Here is a 16,429-nt window from a genome sequence, read left to right on the forward strand (position 1 = left end):
AACAATGAAAGCCCATCCCCTGCACAGCCAGCGCCTGCTGCGTGGCCAGGCGCCGTCCTACCAGCGCCTGCAGGCACGCCTGGCCGAAGACCACCGGGCGCCGCCCGCCTCGCCGCAGATCCTCCACTGCGGCTGGGGGCGCCTGCTCCTCGGCCACACCTTCGCCGAACCGCTGAGCCTGGCCCGCGAGCTGCTGGACGAACGCCCCGGCGAGCGCGACATCGCCCTCTACGTGGCCGCGCCCCAGCAGGTGCTGGCCCAGGCCCCGCAGCAGCTCTTCCTCGACCCCTCCGATACCCTGCGCCTCTGGTTCACCGACTACCGGCCGGCGCGCCGGGCCTTTCGCGGTTTCCGCATCCGCCGGGTGATGAGCGACGCCGACTGGCTGGCGGTCAACCAGCTGTACCGTTGTCGCGGCATGCTGCCGGTGGACCAGGACGCCATCACCCCGCGCCACCAGGGTGGACCGGTCTACTGGCTCGCGGAGGACGAGCGTGACGGCCAGGTGATAGGCGCCGTGATGGGCCTGAACCACCAGAAGGCCTTCCATGATCCCGAGGGCGGCGCCAGCCTCTGGTGCCTGGCGGTGGACCCGCAATGCAGCCGCCCCGGCGTCGGCGAAGTGCTGGTGCGCCACCTGGTGGAACACTTCATGAGCCGGGGCCTGGCCTACCTGGACCTGTCGGTGCTCCACGACAACCTCCAGGCCAAGGCCCTCTACCAGCGCCTGGGCTTCCGTGAACTGGCCACCTTCGCGATCAAGCGCAAGAACAGCATCAACCAGACCCTGTTCATCGGCCCCGGGCCCGAGGAGGACCTCAACCCCTACGCCCGCATCATCGTCGACGAAGCCCTGCGCCGTGGCATCGAGGTGCAGGTGGACGACGCCGAGGGCGGCCTCTTCAGCCTCAGCCACGGCGGCCGGCGCATCCGTTGCCGGGAATCGCTGTCGGACCTCACCAGCGCGGTGAGCATGACCCTCTGCCAGGACAAGCGCCTGACCCACCGCGCCCTGGACCGCGTCGGCATCCGCCAGCCCGCCCAGCGCCTGGCCGGCGAAGACGCCGACAACGCCGCCTTCCTCGCCGAACACGGCCGCCTGGTGGTCAAGCCGGTGAACGGCGAGCAGGGCCAGGGCGTGGCGGTGGACCTGCGTACCCCTGAGGAGGTGCGCGAGGCCATCGCCCGCGCCGAGCACTTCGACAGCCGGGTGCTGCTGGAAAGCTTCCACGAGGGCCTGGACCTGCGCGTGGTGCTGATCAACTACGAGGTGGTGGCCGCCGCCATCCGCCGCCCCGCCGAAGTGGTGGGTGACGGCCAGCGCAACCTGCGCCAGCTGATCGAACGCCAGAGCCGCCGGCGCCAGGCCGCCACCGGTGGCGAGAGCCGCATTCCGCTGGACGGCGAGACCGAGCGCACCCTGCGCGCCGCCGGCTATGGCTATGACGACGTGCCGCCCGCCGGCCAGCGCCTGGCCGTGCGCCGCACCGCCAACCTCCACACCGGCGGCACCCTGGAAGACGTCACCTCGATCCTCCACCCGGAACTGGCGGCGGCGTCCATCCTCGCCGCCCGCACCCTGGAGATCCCGGTGGTGGGCCTGGACCTGCTGGTCCCCGCCGCCGACCAGCCCGAGTACGTGCTGATCGAGGCCAACGAGCGCGTCGGCCTGGCCAACCACCAGCCCCAGCCCACCGCCGAACGCTTCATCGACCTGCTCTTCCCCTTGAGCCGCCAGCCGGGTGGCCACTGAACCGGATGCCGTGATCGCGGTGCGCGTAGCGCACCCTGCCGGGACGCCCGGACCACCCGCGCCGTCGTAGGGTGCGCCGCGCGCACCCGAGCCCCTTCATCCCCCTCGGAAAGGAGTCGCCATGACCCGGAAGCTTCCCGATCCCGACCTCGCCTACCTGCAACGGGTGCTGCTGGAAATGCTCGCCATCCCCAGCCCCACCGGCTTCACCGACACCATAGTGCGCTATGTCGCCGAACGCCTCGACGAGATCGGCGTCCCCTATGAGCTGACCCGTCGCGGCACCATCCGCGCCACCCTCAAGGGCCGCCAGAGCAGCCCGGACCGGGCCGTGTCGGCGCACCTGGACACCATTGGCGCCATCGTCCGCGAGATCAAGGACAACGGCCGCCTGGGCCTGGCGCCGGTGGGTTGCTGGTCCAGCCGCTTCGCCGAGGGCAGCCGCGTCAGCCTGTTCTGCGACAGCCGCGTGCTGCGGGGCAGCGTCCTGCCCCTGCTGGCCTCCGGGCACGCCTTCAACACCCAGGTGGACAGCCTGCCGGTGAGCTGGGACCACGTGGAACTGCGCCTGGACGCCTACAGCGCCACCCGCGCCGACTGCGAAAGCCTCGGCGTCTCGGTGGGGGATTTCGTCGCCTTCGACCCGCTGCCGGAGTTCACCGAGAGCGGCCATATCAGCGCCCGCCACCTGGACGACAAGGCCGGTGTCGCCGCCCTGCTCACCGCCCTCAAGGCCATCGCCGAGTCGGGCCAGGTACCGCCCATCGACTGTCACCCCCTGTTCACCATCACCGAGGAGATCGGCTCCGGCTCCGCCGCCGCCCTGCCCTGGGACGTCAGCGAGTTCGTCGGCATCGACATCGCCCCGGTCGCCCCGGGCCAGCACTCCAGCGAGCACGCCGTCACCGTGGCCCTGCAGGACTCCGGCGGCCCCTACGACTATCACCTCTCCCGCCACCTGCTGCGCCTGGCGGAGAGCAACGCCATCCCCCTGCGCCGGGACCTGTTCCGCTACTACCACAGCGACGCCCAGTCGGCCGTCACCGCCGGCCACGACATCCGCACCGCCCTGCTGGCCTTCGGCTGCGACGCCACCCACGGCTACGAGCGCACCCACCTCGACAGCCTGGAGGCCCTGGCCCGGCTGCTGGGCGCCTACCTGATGAGTCCACCGGTGTTCGCCAGCGACGCCACCGGGCGCCAGCAGACGCTGGAACCCTTCAGCCACCAGTTGGAGCACGAGACCCAGATGGAAAGCGAGACCCGCGTCCCGACCGTGGAAAGCCTGGTAGGAAAGTCCGACGGCAACCCTTGATGGGGACGGCGGCTGAGAGCAAAGTGCCACCCAGGGACGCAATAATCATTCGGGTGGTAACCCATGCTTCACCGTTCGGGCTTCGTCGGCCTCCTCGCCCTCGCCTTCGCCCTCTGCCTTTCCTGGCTCACCCTGCCGGCCCTGGCCCAGACCCTGGGAGCCGCTCCCCTGGACCGCGACCAGCTGCGCCTGTCGCTGGGTCCCTGGGTCGGCTACCTGGAGGACCCCAAGGGCCAGTTGCGCCTCGAACAGGTGCGCAGCCTGCCTGACCCGGCCTTCCAGCCGGTGCCCGGCACGCACATCAACCTCGGCAAGAACAACTCGGTCTGGTGGTTCAAGGTCCGCCTGGACAACTCGCGCCCCCAGGCCCTGGACGGCTACCTGGAAGCCAACTACCCGCTGCTGGACGACATCCGCCTCTACGCCATCGGCCCCGACGGCCAGGTGCAGGCCCAGGAAACCGGCGACCAGTTCGCCTTCGCCCAGCGCCCGGTGCAGGTGCGCAACTTCTGGTTCCCGCTGCATGTGGAGCCCGGCGAGAGCACCCTGATCCTGCGGGTGGAGAGCACCAGCACCCTGTTCGTGCCGCTGGTGTTCAGCACCCATGACGCCAGCGCCGCCGCCCAGGAGAACCTCATGGGGTTCAACGGGGCCTTCTATGGCGTGCTCTTCGCCATGTTCTTCTACAACCTCTTCCTTTACCTGTCCCTGCGCGAGGCGGCCTACTTCTGGTACCTGGCCTACAACCTCAATGTGGTGATGCTGGCCGCCTGCTTCGACGGCATGCTGTTCAAGCTGCTGCCCGAGCATGTGGGCCTGCAGTCGGTGGCCATCTACCTCTTCATGTACCTGCACTGCCTCACCGCGCTGCAGTTCAGCCGTCACTTCCTCCACACCCGCCCGCATTTCCCCCGCCTGGATCGCGGGCTCCTCGGCCTGATGCTGCTGACCCTGCTGGGCCTGCTGTCCTTCCCCCTGGTGGGCCTGCAGAACTGGAACATCCTCGCCAGCCTCACCGTCCTGGCGGTCTCCGCCTGCCTCCTGGCCACCGGCGTCTACGTCTGGCGCCGGGGCCTGCGCTACGGCTCCTACTACACCCTGGCCTGGGGCGTGCTGCTGTTCGCCTTCATCCAGGCCACCACCGGCTCCCTCGGCGTCGAGGTCCTCGGGATCTACGGGGCGACCGTGGTCAAGCTGGGGGTCACCCTCGAGCTGATCACCCTCTCCATCGGCCTGGCCGATCGCATCAATACCCTCAAGGAAGAAGGCTTCCGCTCGCGCCAGGCGGCCGAGCAGGCGCACATCGAGAACCTCGCCAAGAGCCGCTTCCTGGCCACCATGAGCCACGAGATCCGCACCCCGCTCAACGGCGTGCTGGGCATGCTGCAACTGCTGCGGGAAACCTCGCTGGACCGCAGCCAGCGTTTCTACGTCGACACCATCTCCAGCTCCGGTACGGCGCTGATGTCGGTGATCAACGACATCCTCGACTTCGCTCGCATCGAGTCCGGCAAGCTGGAACTGGAGCGCATCGAATTCGACCTCGAGGACCTGGTCTCTGAGACCCTCGGTCTCTTCACCGCCCAGGCCCTGGACAAGCGCCTGGGGCTGCACCTCGCCCTCGACGCCGGCGTGCCCCGGCGCATCCAGGGCGACCCGACGCGCCTGAAGCAGGTGCTGATGAACCTGCTGGGCAATGCCGTCAAGTTCACCGCCGAGGGCCATGTGTCCCTGCAGGTCAGCCTGCGCCGCAACGCCTCGGGCGCCGGGCACCTGGTGTTCTGTGTCAGCGACAGCGGCATCGGCATCCGTCCGGAAGCCCTGGCCCAGCTGTTCGAGTCCTTCGCCCAGGGCGATTCCAGCACCACCCGGCGCTATGGCGGCAGCGGCCTCGGCCTGGCCATCAGCAAGGAACTGGTGGAGCTGATGGATGGACGCATCGAGGTGCAGAGCACCCTCAACCAGGGCACCCGCTTCAGCTTCAGCCTGCCCCTGCAACCGGGGGCCTTCGACGACGACAGCCTTGCCCGGTTGCTCGACGGCCGCACCGCCTTGCTGGCGTCCCGCGATGGCCTGGGCCTGGACGCCCTGGGCCGCCTGCTCGGTCGCTGGGGCATGCGCTGCGAGCGCTGCCAGGACCCGGAGCGCCTGCTGGAGCACCTGGAAGACTTCGCCACGCCGCCCCTGCTGGTCATCATGGCGCCCTGGCCCGGCGAGCCGACGCGCTGGCTGGAAGGGCTGCGTCCGCGGCTGGAGCATGGCCAGCGGGTCCTGCTGGTCTGCCCGCCGGAACAGTGCAAGGACCTGCCCGTGAACGACGGCCTGCGCCTGCGCGCCCTGGCCCAGCCGATCATCCTCGGTCACCTGCGGGAAACCCTGCAGGAGCTCTACCGCGAACGCCGGCTGGAAGAGCGCCCGCCACAACGGGAAGGGCGTCGCCGGACCGCCGCCACCCCCTGCATCCTGGTGGCCGAGGACAACCCGGTGAACCAGCTCGTGGTCCAGGGCTTCCTGAAGAAGCGCGGCTACCTGGTGCGCACCGTGGCCAACGGTCGGGCGGCGGTGGAGGAATACCAGCGCGATCCGGACGGCATCCAGCTGATCCTGATGGACTGCGAGATGCCGGAAATGGATGGCTTCGAAGCCACCCGGCAGATCCGTCGCCTGGAACGCAACCGCGACTGGCCGCCCGTGCCCATCGTCGCCCTCACCGCCCATATCCTCGAGGAACACCGCCAGGCCGGCGCCGACGCCGGGATGGACGACTTCCTCGGCAAGCCCCTGGACAGCGCCCTGCTGTTCAGCACCCTGGAACGCTTCATCGCCCGGCAGGGTGTGGAAGGGTGATGCGAATCCGACCGCAGCGTTAGAATCGCGCCCCCGCCGGAGACTTCCCCATGCTGATTCCCCACGACCTGCTCGAGGCCGAGACCCTCACCCGCCTGATCGAGGACTTCGTCACCCGCGAAGGCACCGACAACGGCGACGACACGCCACTGGACACCCGCGTCGAGCGGGTCCGCCATGCCCTGCGCAAGGGCGAGGCGGTGATCGCCTACGACCCCGACAGCCAGCAATGCCAGCTGATGCTCAAGCGGGACGTGCCCAAGGAGTGGCTGGAGACCTGAGCCCCGCCCCACGCCGGGGCGCCCGAAAACGGGCACGAAAGTTGGAAAACCCCATGCCAATCAAGGCGTTGAAAGCAACCGTCAGTCCAGTTCTCCGCCATCCGTCAGCCTGACTCCCGCCCCCGTAACAAACCCCGGAGCCGGCGCTCCAATCGAGGGGGGAAATGGGGATCAAGAGGACAAGACGATGAAATCGACACTCGACTCCAAGGCCCTCGGTGGCCTGTTTCTGGCCCTGGCCGTGACGGCGGCATCGGGCGCTGCAGTAGCGGAAAACGGCAGCGCCCGGGTGGAAGAGTTCCGCCAGCGCAACCTGCAGGTGTTCCAGATGCGGCAAGACTCCAGCCAGGACTTCGTGCGGATGGTTGAGGAGCAACCGACCGCCGCCGGTCCCCTGTATGAAGAGGATGTCATGAGGCCCAGCGGGCCGGAGAAACCCAGGTACCAGTCCTGGATACACCAGCAACGGGTCGAATTCGGCAAGTGACCCTTACCCGCCCGTCGGCTGCGCGCCTCCCGCGCGCCCGACGGGTCGGCCCCCCGTCCATCCGACGACCGGCCACCGCTCTCCCGCCCCGTTCCAGGGCCCTTGCCGCCTCCGCCGGAACGCCCCTGCGCGCCGTATGTCCGCTGACCGTTGCGCGCCCCGCCCGCCTCGCCCTAGTGTTTCCCTGTCCCTGAAACCGGTGGAGGGCAAGCCCTGTGCCGGTGATCGCCTCAACGGATTGATCGACCGCTGAACCCGGCCCCGGCCGCTTTCCCCTGGAGACTCGACCCGTTGCAGAAGCCCGTCCTCCGCCGCCTGGGCGCTGTCCTGTCCTGGCAGTTCGTCGTCATCGCCGCCCTCAGCGCCGGCGTCCTCCTGGGCACTGCCGAGGCCCGCGCGTCCTGGAGCCCGGACCCGGCCCTGCGCAAGGCGGAAAAGCGCTACAACCGCAGCACCTCCGCCCGTGAACGCCTGGCCGCCTGGCATGACCTGCTGCAGGGTGGCCACCGCCTGACCGAGCGCGAGCAGCTGGAGGCGGTCAACCACGGGATCAACCGGCTGGTGCGCTTCGAGGACGACAGCGCCGTCTGGCAGCGCCGCGACTACTGGGCCACGCCGCTGGAAACCCTCGCCCGGGGCGCCGGCGACTGCGAGGACTTCGCCCTCGCCAAGTACTTCTCCCTGCTCCAGCTGGGCGTCCCCCGGGATCGGCTGCGCCTGGTCTACGCCAAGGCCCTGGACCTGAACCAGGCGCACATGGTGCTCGTCTGGCAAGGCGCGCCGGACACCGAGCCCCTGGTGCTGGACAACCTGACGGACGGCATCCTCCCCGTCTCCCAGCGCCCGGACCTGGTCCTGCGCTATGCCTTCGACACCCGGGCGCTCTACGCCCTCGAGGACGGCGAGGTGCGGCGCATCGGCGACAGCGCCGAGCTGCCGGCCTGGCGGCGCCTGCTGGCGCGGGCGGAACAGGAAGGCCTCGCACGCTGACCGCCGCCCCGCGCCGACGGCAGGGCGCGGCTGGACGGCCTCCTCAACCCGACTTCTTCACGATGGCCTCGGCGATGCTCGCCGGCACTTCGGCGTAGCGGGCGAACTCCATGGAAAAGCTGGCGCGCCCCTGGGACATGGAGCGCACGTCGGTGGCGTAACCGAACATCTCGCCCAGGGGCACCTCGGCGCGGACGATCTTGCCGGAGACGCCGTCGTCCATGCCGTGGATCAGGCCCCGACGGCGGTTGAGGTCGCCGATGATGTCGCCCATGTACTCCTCGGGGGTCACCACCTCCAGCTTCATAACCGGTTCCAGCAGCACCGCCCCGCCCTTCTGGGACAGCTGCTTGGTGGCCATGGAGGCGGCGATCTTGAAGGCCATCTCGCTGGAGTCCACGTCGTGGAAGGAGCCGTCGAACACGGCGGCCTTCAGGCCCAGCAGCGGGTAGCCGGCGACCACGCCGTTCTTCATCTGCTCCTCGATGCCCTTCTGGATGGCGGGGATGAACTCCCGGGGGATGGTGCCGCCGACGATCTCGTTGCTGAACTCCAGCCCCTCCTTGCCCTCATCGGCCGGCGCGAAGCGGATCCAGCAGTGGCCGTACTGGCCGCGTCCGCCGGATTGGCGGACGAACTTGCCCTCCGCCTCGCAGGTCTTGCGGATGGCCTCGCGGTAGGCCACCTGGGGCTTGCCGGTGTTGGCCTCGACGTTGAACTCGCGGCGCATGCGGTCGACGATGATGTCCAGGTGCAACTCGCCCATGCCGGAAATGATGGTCTGCGCGGTCTCCTCGTCGGTGCGGACGCGGAACGAGGGGTCCTCCTGGGCCAGCTTGCCGAGGGCGATGCCCATCTTTTCCTGGTCGGCCTTGGTCTTGGGCTCCACGGCGATGGAGATCACCGGTTCGGGGAAGTCCATGCGCTCGAGGATGATCGGCTTGTCGAGGGCGCAGAGGGTGTCGCCGGTGGTGACGTCCTTCATGCCGATCAGCGCGGCGATATCGCCGGCGCGCACCTCCTTGATCTCGGCCCGGTGGTTGGCGTGCATCTGCACCATGCGGCCCACCCGCTCCTTGCGGCCCTTCACCGAGTTCTGCACCGCATCACCGGAGTTGAGCACCCCCGAGTAGACGCGGACGAAGGTCAGGGTGCCGACGAAGGGGTCGGCGGCGATCTTGAAGGCCAGCGCCGAGAAGGGCTCGGTGTCGTCGGCATGGCGCTCGTCCTCCCGCTCCGGATCGTCCGGGTGGGTGCCCCGGATGGCGGGGATCTCGGTGGGTGACGGCAGGAGCTCCACCACCGCGTCCAGCACCAGGGGCACGCCCTTGTTCTTGAAGGAGGAGCCACACACCGACGGCACCACCTCGCAGGACAGGGTGCGGATGCGCAGGCCGGCCTTGATCTGCTCCTCGGTCAGCTCGGCGCCTTCCAGGTAGGCGTTCATCAGCTCCTCGTTGGCCTCGGCCGCCGCCTCCACCATGTTGGCGCGCCAGCGCTCGGCCTCCTCGCGCAGTTCGGCGGGGATCTCTTCCTCGCGGAACGAGGCACCCTGGTCGGCGTCGTTCCAGTAGATGGCCTTCATGCGGATCAGGTCGATCTGGCCGATGAAGTTCTCCTCCTGGCCGATGGGCAGCTGGATGGGCACCGGGGTATGCCCGAGGCGCTTGCGGATCTGCTCCACCACCCGCAGGAAGTCGGCGCCGGCGCGGTCCATCTTGTTCACGTAGGCGATGCGCGGCACATGGTACTTGTCGGCCTGGCGCCAGACCGTCTCGGACTGCGGCTCCACGCCGTCGGCACCGCTGAACACCACCACGGCGCCGTCCAGCACCCGCAGGGAGCGCTCCACCTCGATGGTGAAGTCCACGTGCCCGGGGGTGTCGATGATGTTGATGCGGTACTTGTCCAGCTGCTTGCGCGAACCGCTCCAGAAGGCGGTGGTGGCCGCCGAGGTGATGGTGATGCCACGCTCCTGCTCCTGGACCATCCAGTCCATGGTGGCGGCGCCGTCATGCACCTCGCCCATCTTGTGGTTGACCCCGGTGTAATAGAGGACGCGCTCGGTGGTGGTGGTCTTGCCGGCATCCACGTGGGCCACGATGCCGATGTTGCGGTAGTGGCTGATGGGCGTTGTACGGGCCATGGCGATCACCTCCGTGCGGGTTGAGGGGTTTCGGCAAGGCCGCACACCTTCCGCGGCGCCGCTGGGCGCCGGGGCCGGGACAGGAAGGTTGCAGGCGGCGAATGGCCGGACGGCCCTGCCACAAGGGACGGGCGCGGCTTCGAGGCCGACGCCGCCCTCCACTAACGCTAGCACCGCCCGGACGGAACCGCTGTCCGTTCATCCGCCCCGACGCGCCTGGCGGGAGGCCGGCACGGGCCTATACTGAGGGCCCGAACGCGACGCAATCCGATGGCTGCCAGCTGCCGGCGGCCCTCCTGCCACCCTCACCACAGGAGTCCGAACATGTCCATCCGCATAGGCGACGAAGCCCCCGACTTCACGGTCGACAGCACCGAAGGCACCATCCACTTCCACGAGTGGATCGGCGACCACTGGGCCATCCTGTTCTCCCACCCGAAGGACTTCACCCCGGTCTGCACCACCGAGCTGGGCTACATGGCCAGGCTCAAGCCCGAGTTCGACAAGCGCAACACCAAGGTCATCGGCCTTTCCGTCGACCCGGTGAGCGACCACCGCAGGTGGGTCGGCGACATCGAGGAAACCCAGGGCTACGCGGTGAACTACCCGATGATCGGCGACGAGAACCTGGTGGTGGCCAAGCTCTACGACATGATCCACCCCAACGCCAGCGGCGGCGGCCCGCGCACCGCCGTCGACAACGCCACGGTGCGCTCGGTGTTCATCATCGGCCCGGACAAGAAGGTCAAGGCGATGCTGGTCTACCCCATGAGCGCCGGACGCAACTTCGACGAGGTGCTGCGCCTGCTGGACTCCCTCCAGCTCAACGCCAGGCACACCGTGGCCACCCCGGTGAACTGGCGTCCGGGCGACGACGTGATCATCCCCACCTCGGTCTCCGACGAAGACGCGAAGAAGAAGTACCCGGACGGCTACAAGACCCTCAAGCCCTACCTGCGCGTGGTCGCCCAGCCGAAATGACCGCTCGCGCGCCCGTCCCATGACGGGCGCGCAGGGTTCCCGCCCCATGACTCGAGCGACCTTTCGCTTCTACGAGGAACTCAACGACTTCCTGCCCGCCGCGCGGCGGCGCCGGGATTTCAGCTGCGACTGCGCCCACGCGGCCACGGTCAAGCACATGATCGAAGCCCTGGGCGTTCCCCATACGGAAGTGGAACTGGTGCTGGTCAACGGCGAGTCGGTGGGCTTCGAGCGGGTGCTCCTCGAGGGCGACCGGGTGGCGGTCTATCCCACCTTCGAGACCCTGGACATCACCCCCTTGCTGCGGGTCCGCGCGCGTCCGCTGCGGGTGCTGCGCTTCATCGCCGACGCCCACCTGGGCGGGCTGGCCAGCCTGCTGCGCATGAGCGGCTTCGACACCCTCTACGACAACGGCTTCGAGGACGGCCAGATCGCCGGAATCGCCGCCCGCGAGGGGCGCATCGTGCTCACCCGCGACCGCGAGCTGCTCAAGCGCCGCATCATCACCCACGGCTGCTACATCCACGCCCTGAAACCCGCGTTGCAGTTGCGCGAGCTGTTCGAGCGCCTCGACCTCGCCCGCAGCGCCAACCCGTTCAGCCGCTGCCTGCACTGCAACGGCCCGTTGAAGGAAGTCGCCCCGGAGCAGGCCCGCCCTCAGGTGCCGCCCCGGGTGCGCGAACGCCATTCGCGCTTCTTCGGCTGCGACGCCTGCCAGCGGCTGTACTGGGAAGGCTCCCACTGGCGCAGCATGTGCGCCTTGCTGGCCCCCTTGCTGGCTGTGGATAAGTCCACCGGAGCCTGAAGGGCGCTTACCCACAGAAGCGGTGGATGAACCTGTGGAAAAGCTGTCGGGAGATGGCTTCGGGCCAGGTAGAACGCGGGATGCGCGGCACGGGTCGATTTCTGAGCGATTTCAACGGCTTGACCGGGCCAGGAGGGTTTCACGGGCCTCGGCTTCGTAGGAGCCGGCTTGCCGGCGAATCACACGGTCCCTCGCCTCGTAGGAGCCGGCTTGCCGGCGAATCACACACCCCCCTTCGCGAGCAAGCTCGCTCCTACTGCGAATCACACGACCCCTCGCCTCGTAGGAGCCGGCTTGCCGGCGAATCGCACGACCCCCTTCGCGAGCAAGCTCGCTCCTACTGCGAATCGCACACCCCCCTTCGCGAGCAAGCTCCTATGGCGAATGGTGCGCCCCCTGTCTCAAGGGCCTCGCGGCCGGCTGGCGGATCAGCGCCGCGCGCCAGGCCTGGGTGGTGGCCGCGTCGGCGTCCTGCAACAGGGCCACCTTGCCCGCCACCAGGGTCGCCACCGGAACGCCATCGCGGAACAGCAGGCGATTGCCCATGATCGCGGGGACCTTGGTGCCGGCCAGCAAGGTCCCCAACAGGTTCAGCGGGTCACAGGCCGACAGACTGACCAGGCTGCCGTCGCGGGGCTGCCTGCGCACCTCCCGCAACAGACCCACGGCGTCGGGCAGAGCGAACTGCTCGCCGGATACCCCCGCGACGAACCGGCCGCCGCGAATCTCGCCGCGTGCCTCCAGCCGGTGGTAGACCCGCAGCAGGTCGCGCCAGGGGGGCAGCCAGCCGGCTTCCCGCTCCAGCAGGCGCCAGCCCACCACGCCGTACCGTCGCAGCAGGGTCCTGGCGACATGTTCCAGGGCCTCCGCCGGCAGCCGCCCGCCGGTCTCGGGCGCCCCCCGCAGCAGGGCCCAGCGTCCGGCGTCCTGCATGCCGGCCAGGGCCAGGCGGGCGCGACGCCCCTGGCGACCCTGTCGCGCGGCCGGCAACAGCAGGGAACGCAGGCCGGCGAAGCTGTCGGCGTTGGCCAGCCCGAGCGCCACCAGCTCGCCCAGACAATCCTCCAGCTCGCTGCGCAACAGGTGCGCCTCGTCCATCAACTCGTCGAAGAACAGCGCCCCCTGGCTGGCCAGCACCTGGCGCACCCGCTCCGCCCGGGGCGAGGGCTCCGGCGCAGGCGCCTCGCGCAGGCAGGCTCGCCACAGGGGCAGGTCCTTGCGCGGCAGCAACAGGATGGGCGTGCCGCGCACCGGTCCCGCCGCCCTGCCCCGAGTCCCCAGGCGACACCAGACGATGCGGCCGGCGCGGCACAGGTCGTCCAGCCAGTTGATCCCGTAGTCGGCCACCCGGCTGGGCAGGATCTCGCTTTCCCAGGCGACGGCCGCCGCCTCGAAGCCTTCCAGTTGCGCCAGCACGCCGGCCAGGGCCTCGGCACCGCGCACCTGGGCGCCCGGCGCGAGCCGTTGCCACTGGAAGAGGAAACGCATGAAGTCGGCCCGCTCCACCGGCTCGATCTCACGCCTCAGGCGCTGCACGGTGTAGCGATGGATGCGTGCCAGCAGGTGCCGCTCGCACCACTCGTCCTCCCGGGCGCCGGGGCTGAAGCGCCCCCGCAGCACCTGCCCCTCGCGCTCCAGGCCGGCCAGGGCCATCGCCACGGCGGGGGGCGGCTGGCGCAACCAGGCCGCCAGGCTCGCCAGGGTCAACGGCCCATGCCCGCCCAGGCGCGCCCGCACCAGTTCCATCCGGGCGGTTTCCGGTTCCCAGGTCGCCTCGAATCCCTCCGGAATGCCGATGGCCGGCCTGGCGCCGGCCTCGGGATGAACCGCGCGCCAAAGCCCCAGGCGCTCGGCCGCCACCCAGAATGCCGGTTCGCCATCCAGTGACAGGCAGGTGGCACGGCGGGCGCGAGACAGCTGCGCCAGCCAGGCCGGCCAGCCTTCGTTGGCCGCCGCCTCGGCCGGGGTGACGCCCCCCAGGGCCAGCAGCGCCTCATGCATCTCGTCGGCATCCCGCACCTGGGGCCAGGCCTCCCCGGCCACCAGCGCGATGGCCCCGGCGTCCAGCGCGCCCAGGTCATCGGCGGACTCCGGGTCGGTCCAGCGCCGCTGCTGCACGGCCTGGGTTCGACGTTCCTCCAGGGGCGCGTCGTCGAGGAAGGCGTAGGGCCGCGCACCGAGGATCTCCGCCGCCAGGGCCGAGGGCGCCGGCAGGTCGCGGGCCAGCAGCGCCACCTCGCCGCTCTCCATGCGCCGCAGCAAGGCCAGCCAGCCTTCCGTGTCCAGGGCCTCATGCAGGCAGTCGTCCAGGGTCTGGGCCACCAGCGGGTGATCGGGAATCTCCCGCTCGCCCACCAGGTTCTCCTGGCAGGCCACCTGGTCGGGGAAGACGCTGGCCAGCAGGTCCTCGCTGCGCATCCGCTGGATCTGCGGCGCCACCCTGCGGCCGCCGCTGAAGCGCGGCAGGGCCAGGGCCGTGGAGGCGTTCCAGCGCCAGCGCACGCCGAACAGCGGCGCGTCCAGCAAGGCCTGGATCAGCACCTGCTCGGCGCTGTTGGAATGCAGGTAGCGCCAGACATCCTCCAGGGGAAAGCTGTGGCGGGTGGATAGCGACAGGATCAGCGCGTCCTCGGTGGCCGCCGCCTGCAGTTCGAAATTGAAGCTGCGACAGAAACGCTTGCGCAGCGCCAGGCCCCAGGCCCGATTGATGCGGCTGCCGTAGGGGGAATGGATGATCAGCTGCATGCCGCCGGACTCGTCGAAGAAGCGCTCCATCACCAGCCGCTCACGGGTTGGCAGCGCCCCGAGGGAGGCGCGGGCCCGGGCCAGGTACTCGACGATCTGCCGCGCCGCCGCCTCGTCGAGACCCAGTTCGCCGCACAGGCGCCCGACGACCCGCTCGATGCGCTCCCCGCTTCCGTCGGAGGACGGGCCGGGCACGGCATCAGCCGCCTCGGCGGCCACCAGCCAGCCCTCGACGCAGGCCCGCAATCGCGCCACGCCCCGGGACAGTTCATCGGTGCGTCCCGGCGCCTCGCCCAGCCAGAAGGGGATGTTCGGTGGCTGGCCCCGGGCATCCTCCACCCGCACCCGGCCCGGCTCCACCCGCAGGATGCGGTAGGACTGGTTGCCCAGCTGGAACACATCGCCCGCCAGGCTTTCCACGGCGAAGTCCTCGTGGACGCTGCCCACCGGCATGCCCTGGGGTTCCAGCAGCACGGTGTAGTCGGCCGTCTCGGGAATGGCGCCGCCGGAGGTGATGGCGGTCAGCCGCGCCGCGCGCCGGCCTCGCAGGCGCCGGTTCACCGCGTCCCGGTGCAGGTAGGCGCCGCGCACGCCCTGGCGGCCGGCGTAGCCCTCCGAGAGCATCCGCACCAGGGCGTCGAACTGCGGGCGCGGCAGGTCGCCATAGGGCATGGCGCGGGTCATCACGCGGAACAGCTCGTCCTCGTCCCACGCCTGGCACGCCACTTCCGCCACCATCTGTTGCGCCAGCACATCCAGGGGCGCATGGGGAATCACCAGGGCGTCCAGTTCGTCGCGGCGTACGCAATCCAGCAGCGCCGCGCACTCCACCAGGTCGTCCCGCGACAGGGGGAACAGCCGGCCCTTGGGCACGCCGCCGACGCTGTGGCCGGAGCGCCCCACCCGCTGCAGGAAGGCCGCGATGCTGCGCGGCGAGCCCAGTTGGCAGACCAGCTCCACGTCGCCGATATCGATGCCCAGCTCCAGGGACGCGGTGGCCACCAGCACCTTCAGCTCGCCGCGCTTCAGGCGCCGCTCGGCGTCCAGGCGCAGCTCCCGCGCCAGGCTGCCGTGATGGGTCGCCACCGCCGCGCCGCCCAGGCGCTCGGAGAGGTGCCGGGCGACGCGCTCCGCCAGCCGCCGGGTGTTGACGAAGACCAGGGTGGTGCGGTGCTCCCGCACCCGCTGCGCCAGGCAGTCGTAGACCTTGTCCCAGGCCTCATGGCTGAGCACCGCCTCCAGGGGCACCGGCGGCACCTCCAGGGCCAGGTCGCGCTGGCGGCCGTAACCCAGGTCCACCACTTCGCAGGGCGTCTCCCGTCGCCCCATGAGAAAGGCCGCCACCCGCTCCAGGGGTTTCTGCGTGGCGGACAGGCCGATGCGTTGCAGCGGGCGGCCACAGAGGGCCTCCAGGCGTTCCAGGCTCAGCATCAGGTGGCTGCCGCGCTTGCTGCCGGCGATGGCGTGGATCTCGTCGACGATCAGGCTGCGGCAGCCCGACAGCATGGCCCGGCCGGAATCGGAGCCCAGCAGGATGTAGAGGGATTCCGGGGTGGTCACCAGGATGTGCGGCGGCCGCCTGCGCATGGCGTCGCGCTCGGCCTGGGGCGTATCGCCGGTGCGCACGGCGGTGCGGATGGGCACGTCCGCAAGGCCCTGGCGGGCCAGCTCGGCGCGGATGCCCGCCAGGGGCTCTTCCAGGTTGATGCGGATGTCGTTGGACAGCGCCTTGAGGGGCGACACATAGACCAGGCTGCAACGGTCCGGCAGCCCCTCCCCGTCCAGGCCTTCACGGACCAGCGCGTCGAGGGCGGCGAGAAAGGCGGTCAGGGTCTTGCCGGAACCGGTGGGCGCCGCCACCAGGAGGCTCCGGCCGGCCCGCAGGGAAGGCCAGGCGCGCGCCTGGGCCGCCGTGGGCGCCGGGAAACGGCCACGGAACCAGGCGGCGACGGCGGGATGGAACCCCTCCAGCGCCAGGGTGGCGGGCGAGCGGGTCTGGGTCATGGAATCCACTATGGGGGCCGTCGATCGCCGCCTCAAGGAGCCCGGACCGGCGGCGGCTTGCCCCCGGGCGGCAAG

At 70.1% G+C, this 16,429-nt stretch carries 10 protein-coding genes; 8 read left to right on the plus strand and 2 right to left on the minus strand.

Translation table 11 applies throughout. From position 1 onward, the window contains the following. Positions 1-4 precede the first annotated feature (4 nt). From ngg to KF707C_RS21645, 6 genes are all read left to right on the plus strand, one after another. Positions 5-1,753 (plus strand): N-acetylglutaminylglutamine synthetase, encoded by a 1,749-nt coding sequence (gene ngg, locus KF707C_RS21620; protein ID WP_003450335.1) that lies wholly within the window; start codon positions 5-7, stop codon positions 1,751-1,753. A 121-nt stretch (positions 1,754-1,874) separates the two neighbouring features. Next, positions 1,875-3,068 carry an osmoprotectant NAGGN system M42 family peptidase gene (locus tag KF707C_RS21625; RefSeq protein ID WP_003450334.1) on the plus strand — a complete coding sequence of 398 codons (1,194 nt, stop codon included), beginning with the start codon at positions 1,875-1,877 and terminating at the stop codon, positions 3,066-3,068. Between the two features lie 63 nt (positions 3,069-3,131). After that, complete coding sequence (locus KF707C_RS21630) at positions 3,132-5,915, plus strand: hybrid sensor histidine kinase/response regulator (protein ID WP_003450332.1); 2,784 nt, start codon at positions 3,132-3,134, stop codon at positions 5,913-5,915. Positions 5,916-5,965: 50 nt separating this feature from the next. After that, positions 5,966-6,196: a YheU family protein gene (locus tag KF707C_RS21635; protein WP_003450330.1), complete on the plus strand. Its 231-nt coding sequence runs from the start codon at positions 5,966-5,968 to the stop codon at positions 6,194-6,196. A 187-nt stretch (positions 6,197-6,383) separates the two neighbouring features. Beyond that, entirely contained in the window at positions 6,384-6,683 is a 300-nt protein-coding gene (locus tag KF707C_RS21640) for a hypothetical protein (RefSeq protein ID WP_003450329.1), read from the plus strand. A 291-nt stretch (positions 6,684-6,974) separates the two neighbouring features. Beyond that, positions 6,975-7,673, plus strand: a complete 699-nt coding sequence (locus tag KF707C_RS21645) for a transglutaminase-like cysteine peptidase (RefSeq protein ID WP_003450327.1) — start codon at positions 6,975-6,977, stop codon at positions 7,671-7,673. Between the two features lie 43 nt (positions 7,674-7,716). Here KF707C_RS21645 and fusA read toward each other — a convergent pair whose 3' ends face one another. Next, a complete protein-coding gene (gene fusA / locus KF707C_RS21650) occupies positions 7,717-9,819 on the minus strand; it encodes an elongation factor G (protein WP_003450325.1) in 2,103 nt (700 codons plus the stop codon). A gap of 324 nt (positions 9,820-10,143) precedes the next feature. On the opposite strand from fusA, the gene KF707C_RS21655 reads away from it, so the two are divergent. Both KF707C_RS21655 and KF707C_RS21660 read left to right on the plus strand, forming a co-directional pair. Further along, on the plus strand, positions 10,144-10,800 hold the full coding sequence (locus tag KF707C_RS21655) for a peroxiredoxin (protein WP_003450324.1): 657 nt from the start codon (positions 10,144-10,146) through the stop codon (positions 10,798-10,800). A 46-nt stretch (positions 10,801-10,846) separates the two neighbouring features. Continuing rightward, the gene (locus KF707C_RS21660; RefSeq protein ID WP_003450323.1) at positions 10,847-11,605 is read left to right on the plus strand and encodes a Mut7-C RNAse domain-containing protein; all 759 of its coding nucleotides are present in this window, start codon (positions 10,847-10,849) and stop codon (positions 11,603-11,605) included. Positions 11,606-11,980: 375 nt separating this feature from the next. Here KF707C_RS21660 and KF707C_RS21665 read toward each other — a convergent pair whose 3' ends face one another. Next, positions 11,981-16,354 (minus strand): DEAD/DEAH box helicase, encoded by a 4,374-nt coding sequence (locus tag KF707C_RS21665; RefSeq protein ID WP_003450319.1) that lies wholly within the window; start codon positions 16,352-16,354, stop codon positions 11,981-11,983. Positions 16,355-16,429 lie beyond the last annotated feature (75 nt).

Source organism: Pseudomonas furukawaii (assembly GCF_002355475.1).
In the GTDB taxonomy this organism is placed as follows: Bacteria; Pseudomonadota; Gammaproteobacteria; order Pseudomonadales; family Pseudomonadaceae; genus Metapseudomonas; species Metapseudomonas furukawaii.

Bases quoted from the DNA above. Each gene is read 5' to 3' on its own strand.
- fusA (WP_003450325.1), bottom strand. From the start codon at position 9,819: ATGGCCCGTACAACGCCCATCAGCCACTACCGCAACATCGGCATCGTG.
- KF707C_RS21630 (WP_003450332.1), top strand. From the start codon at position 3,132: ATGCTTCACCGTTCGGGCTTCGTCGGCCTCCTCGCCCTCGCCTTCGCC.
- KF707C_RS21655 (WP_003450324.1), top strand. From the start codon at position 10,144: ATGTCCATCCGCATAGGCGACGAAGCCCCCGACTTCACGGTCGACAGC.
- KF707C_RS21625 (WP_003450334.1), top strand. From the start codon at position 1,875: ATGACCCGGAAGCTTCCCGATCCCGACCTCGCCTACCTGCAACGGGTG.
- KF707C_RS21665 (WP_003450319.1), bottom strand. From the start codon at position 16,354: ATGACCCAGACCCGCTCGCCCGCCACCCTGGCGCTGGAGGGGTTCCAT.
- ngg (WP_003450335.1), top strand. From the start codon at position 5: ATGAAAGCCCATCCCCTGCACAGCCAGCGCCTGCTGCGTGGCCAGGCG.
- KF707C_RS21640 (WP_003450329.1), top strand. From the start codon at position 6,384: ATGAAATCGACACTCGACTCCAAGGCCCTCGGTGGCCTGTTTCTGGCC.
- KF707C_RS21660 (WP_003450323.1), top strand. From the start codon at position 10,847: ATGACTCGAGCGACCTTTCGCTTCTACGAGGAACTCAACGACTTCCTG.
- KF707C_RS21635 (WP_003450330.1), top strand. From the start codon at position 5,966: ATGCTGATTCCCCACGACCTGCTCGAGGCCGAGACCCTCACCCGCCTG.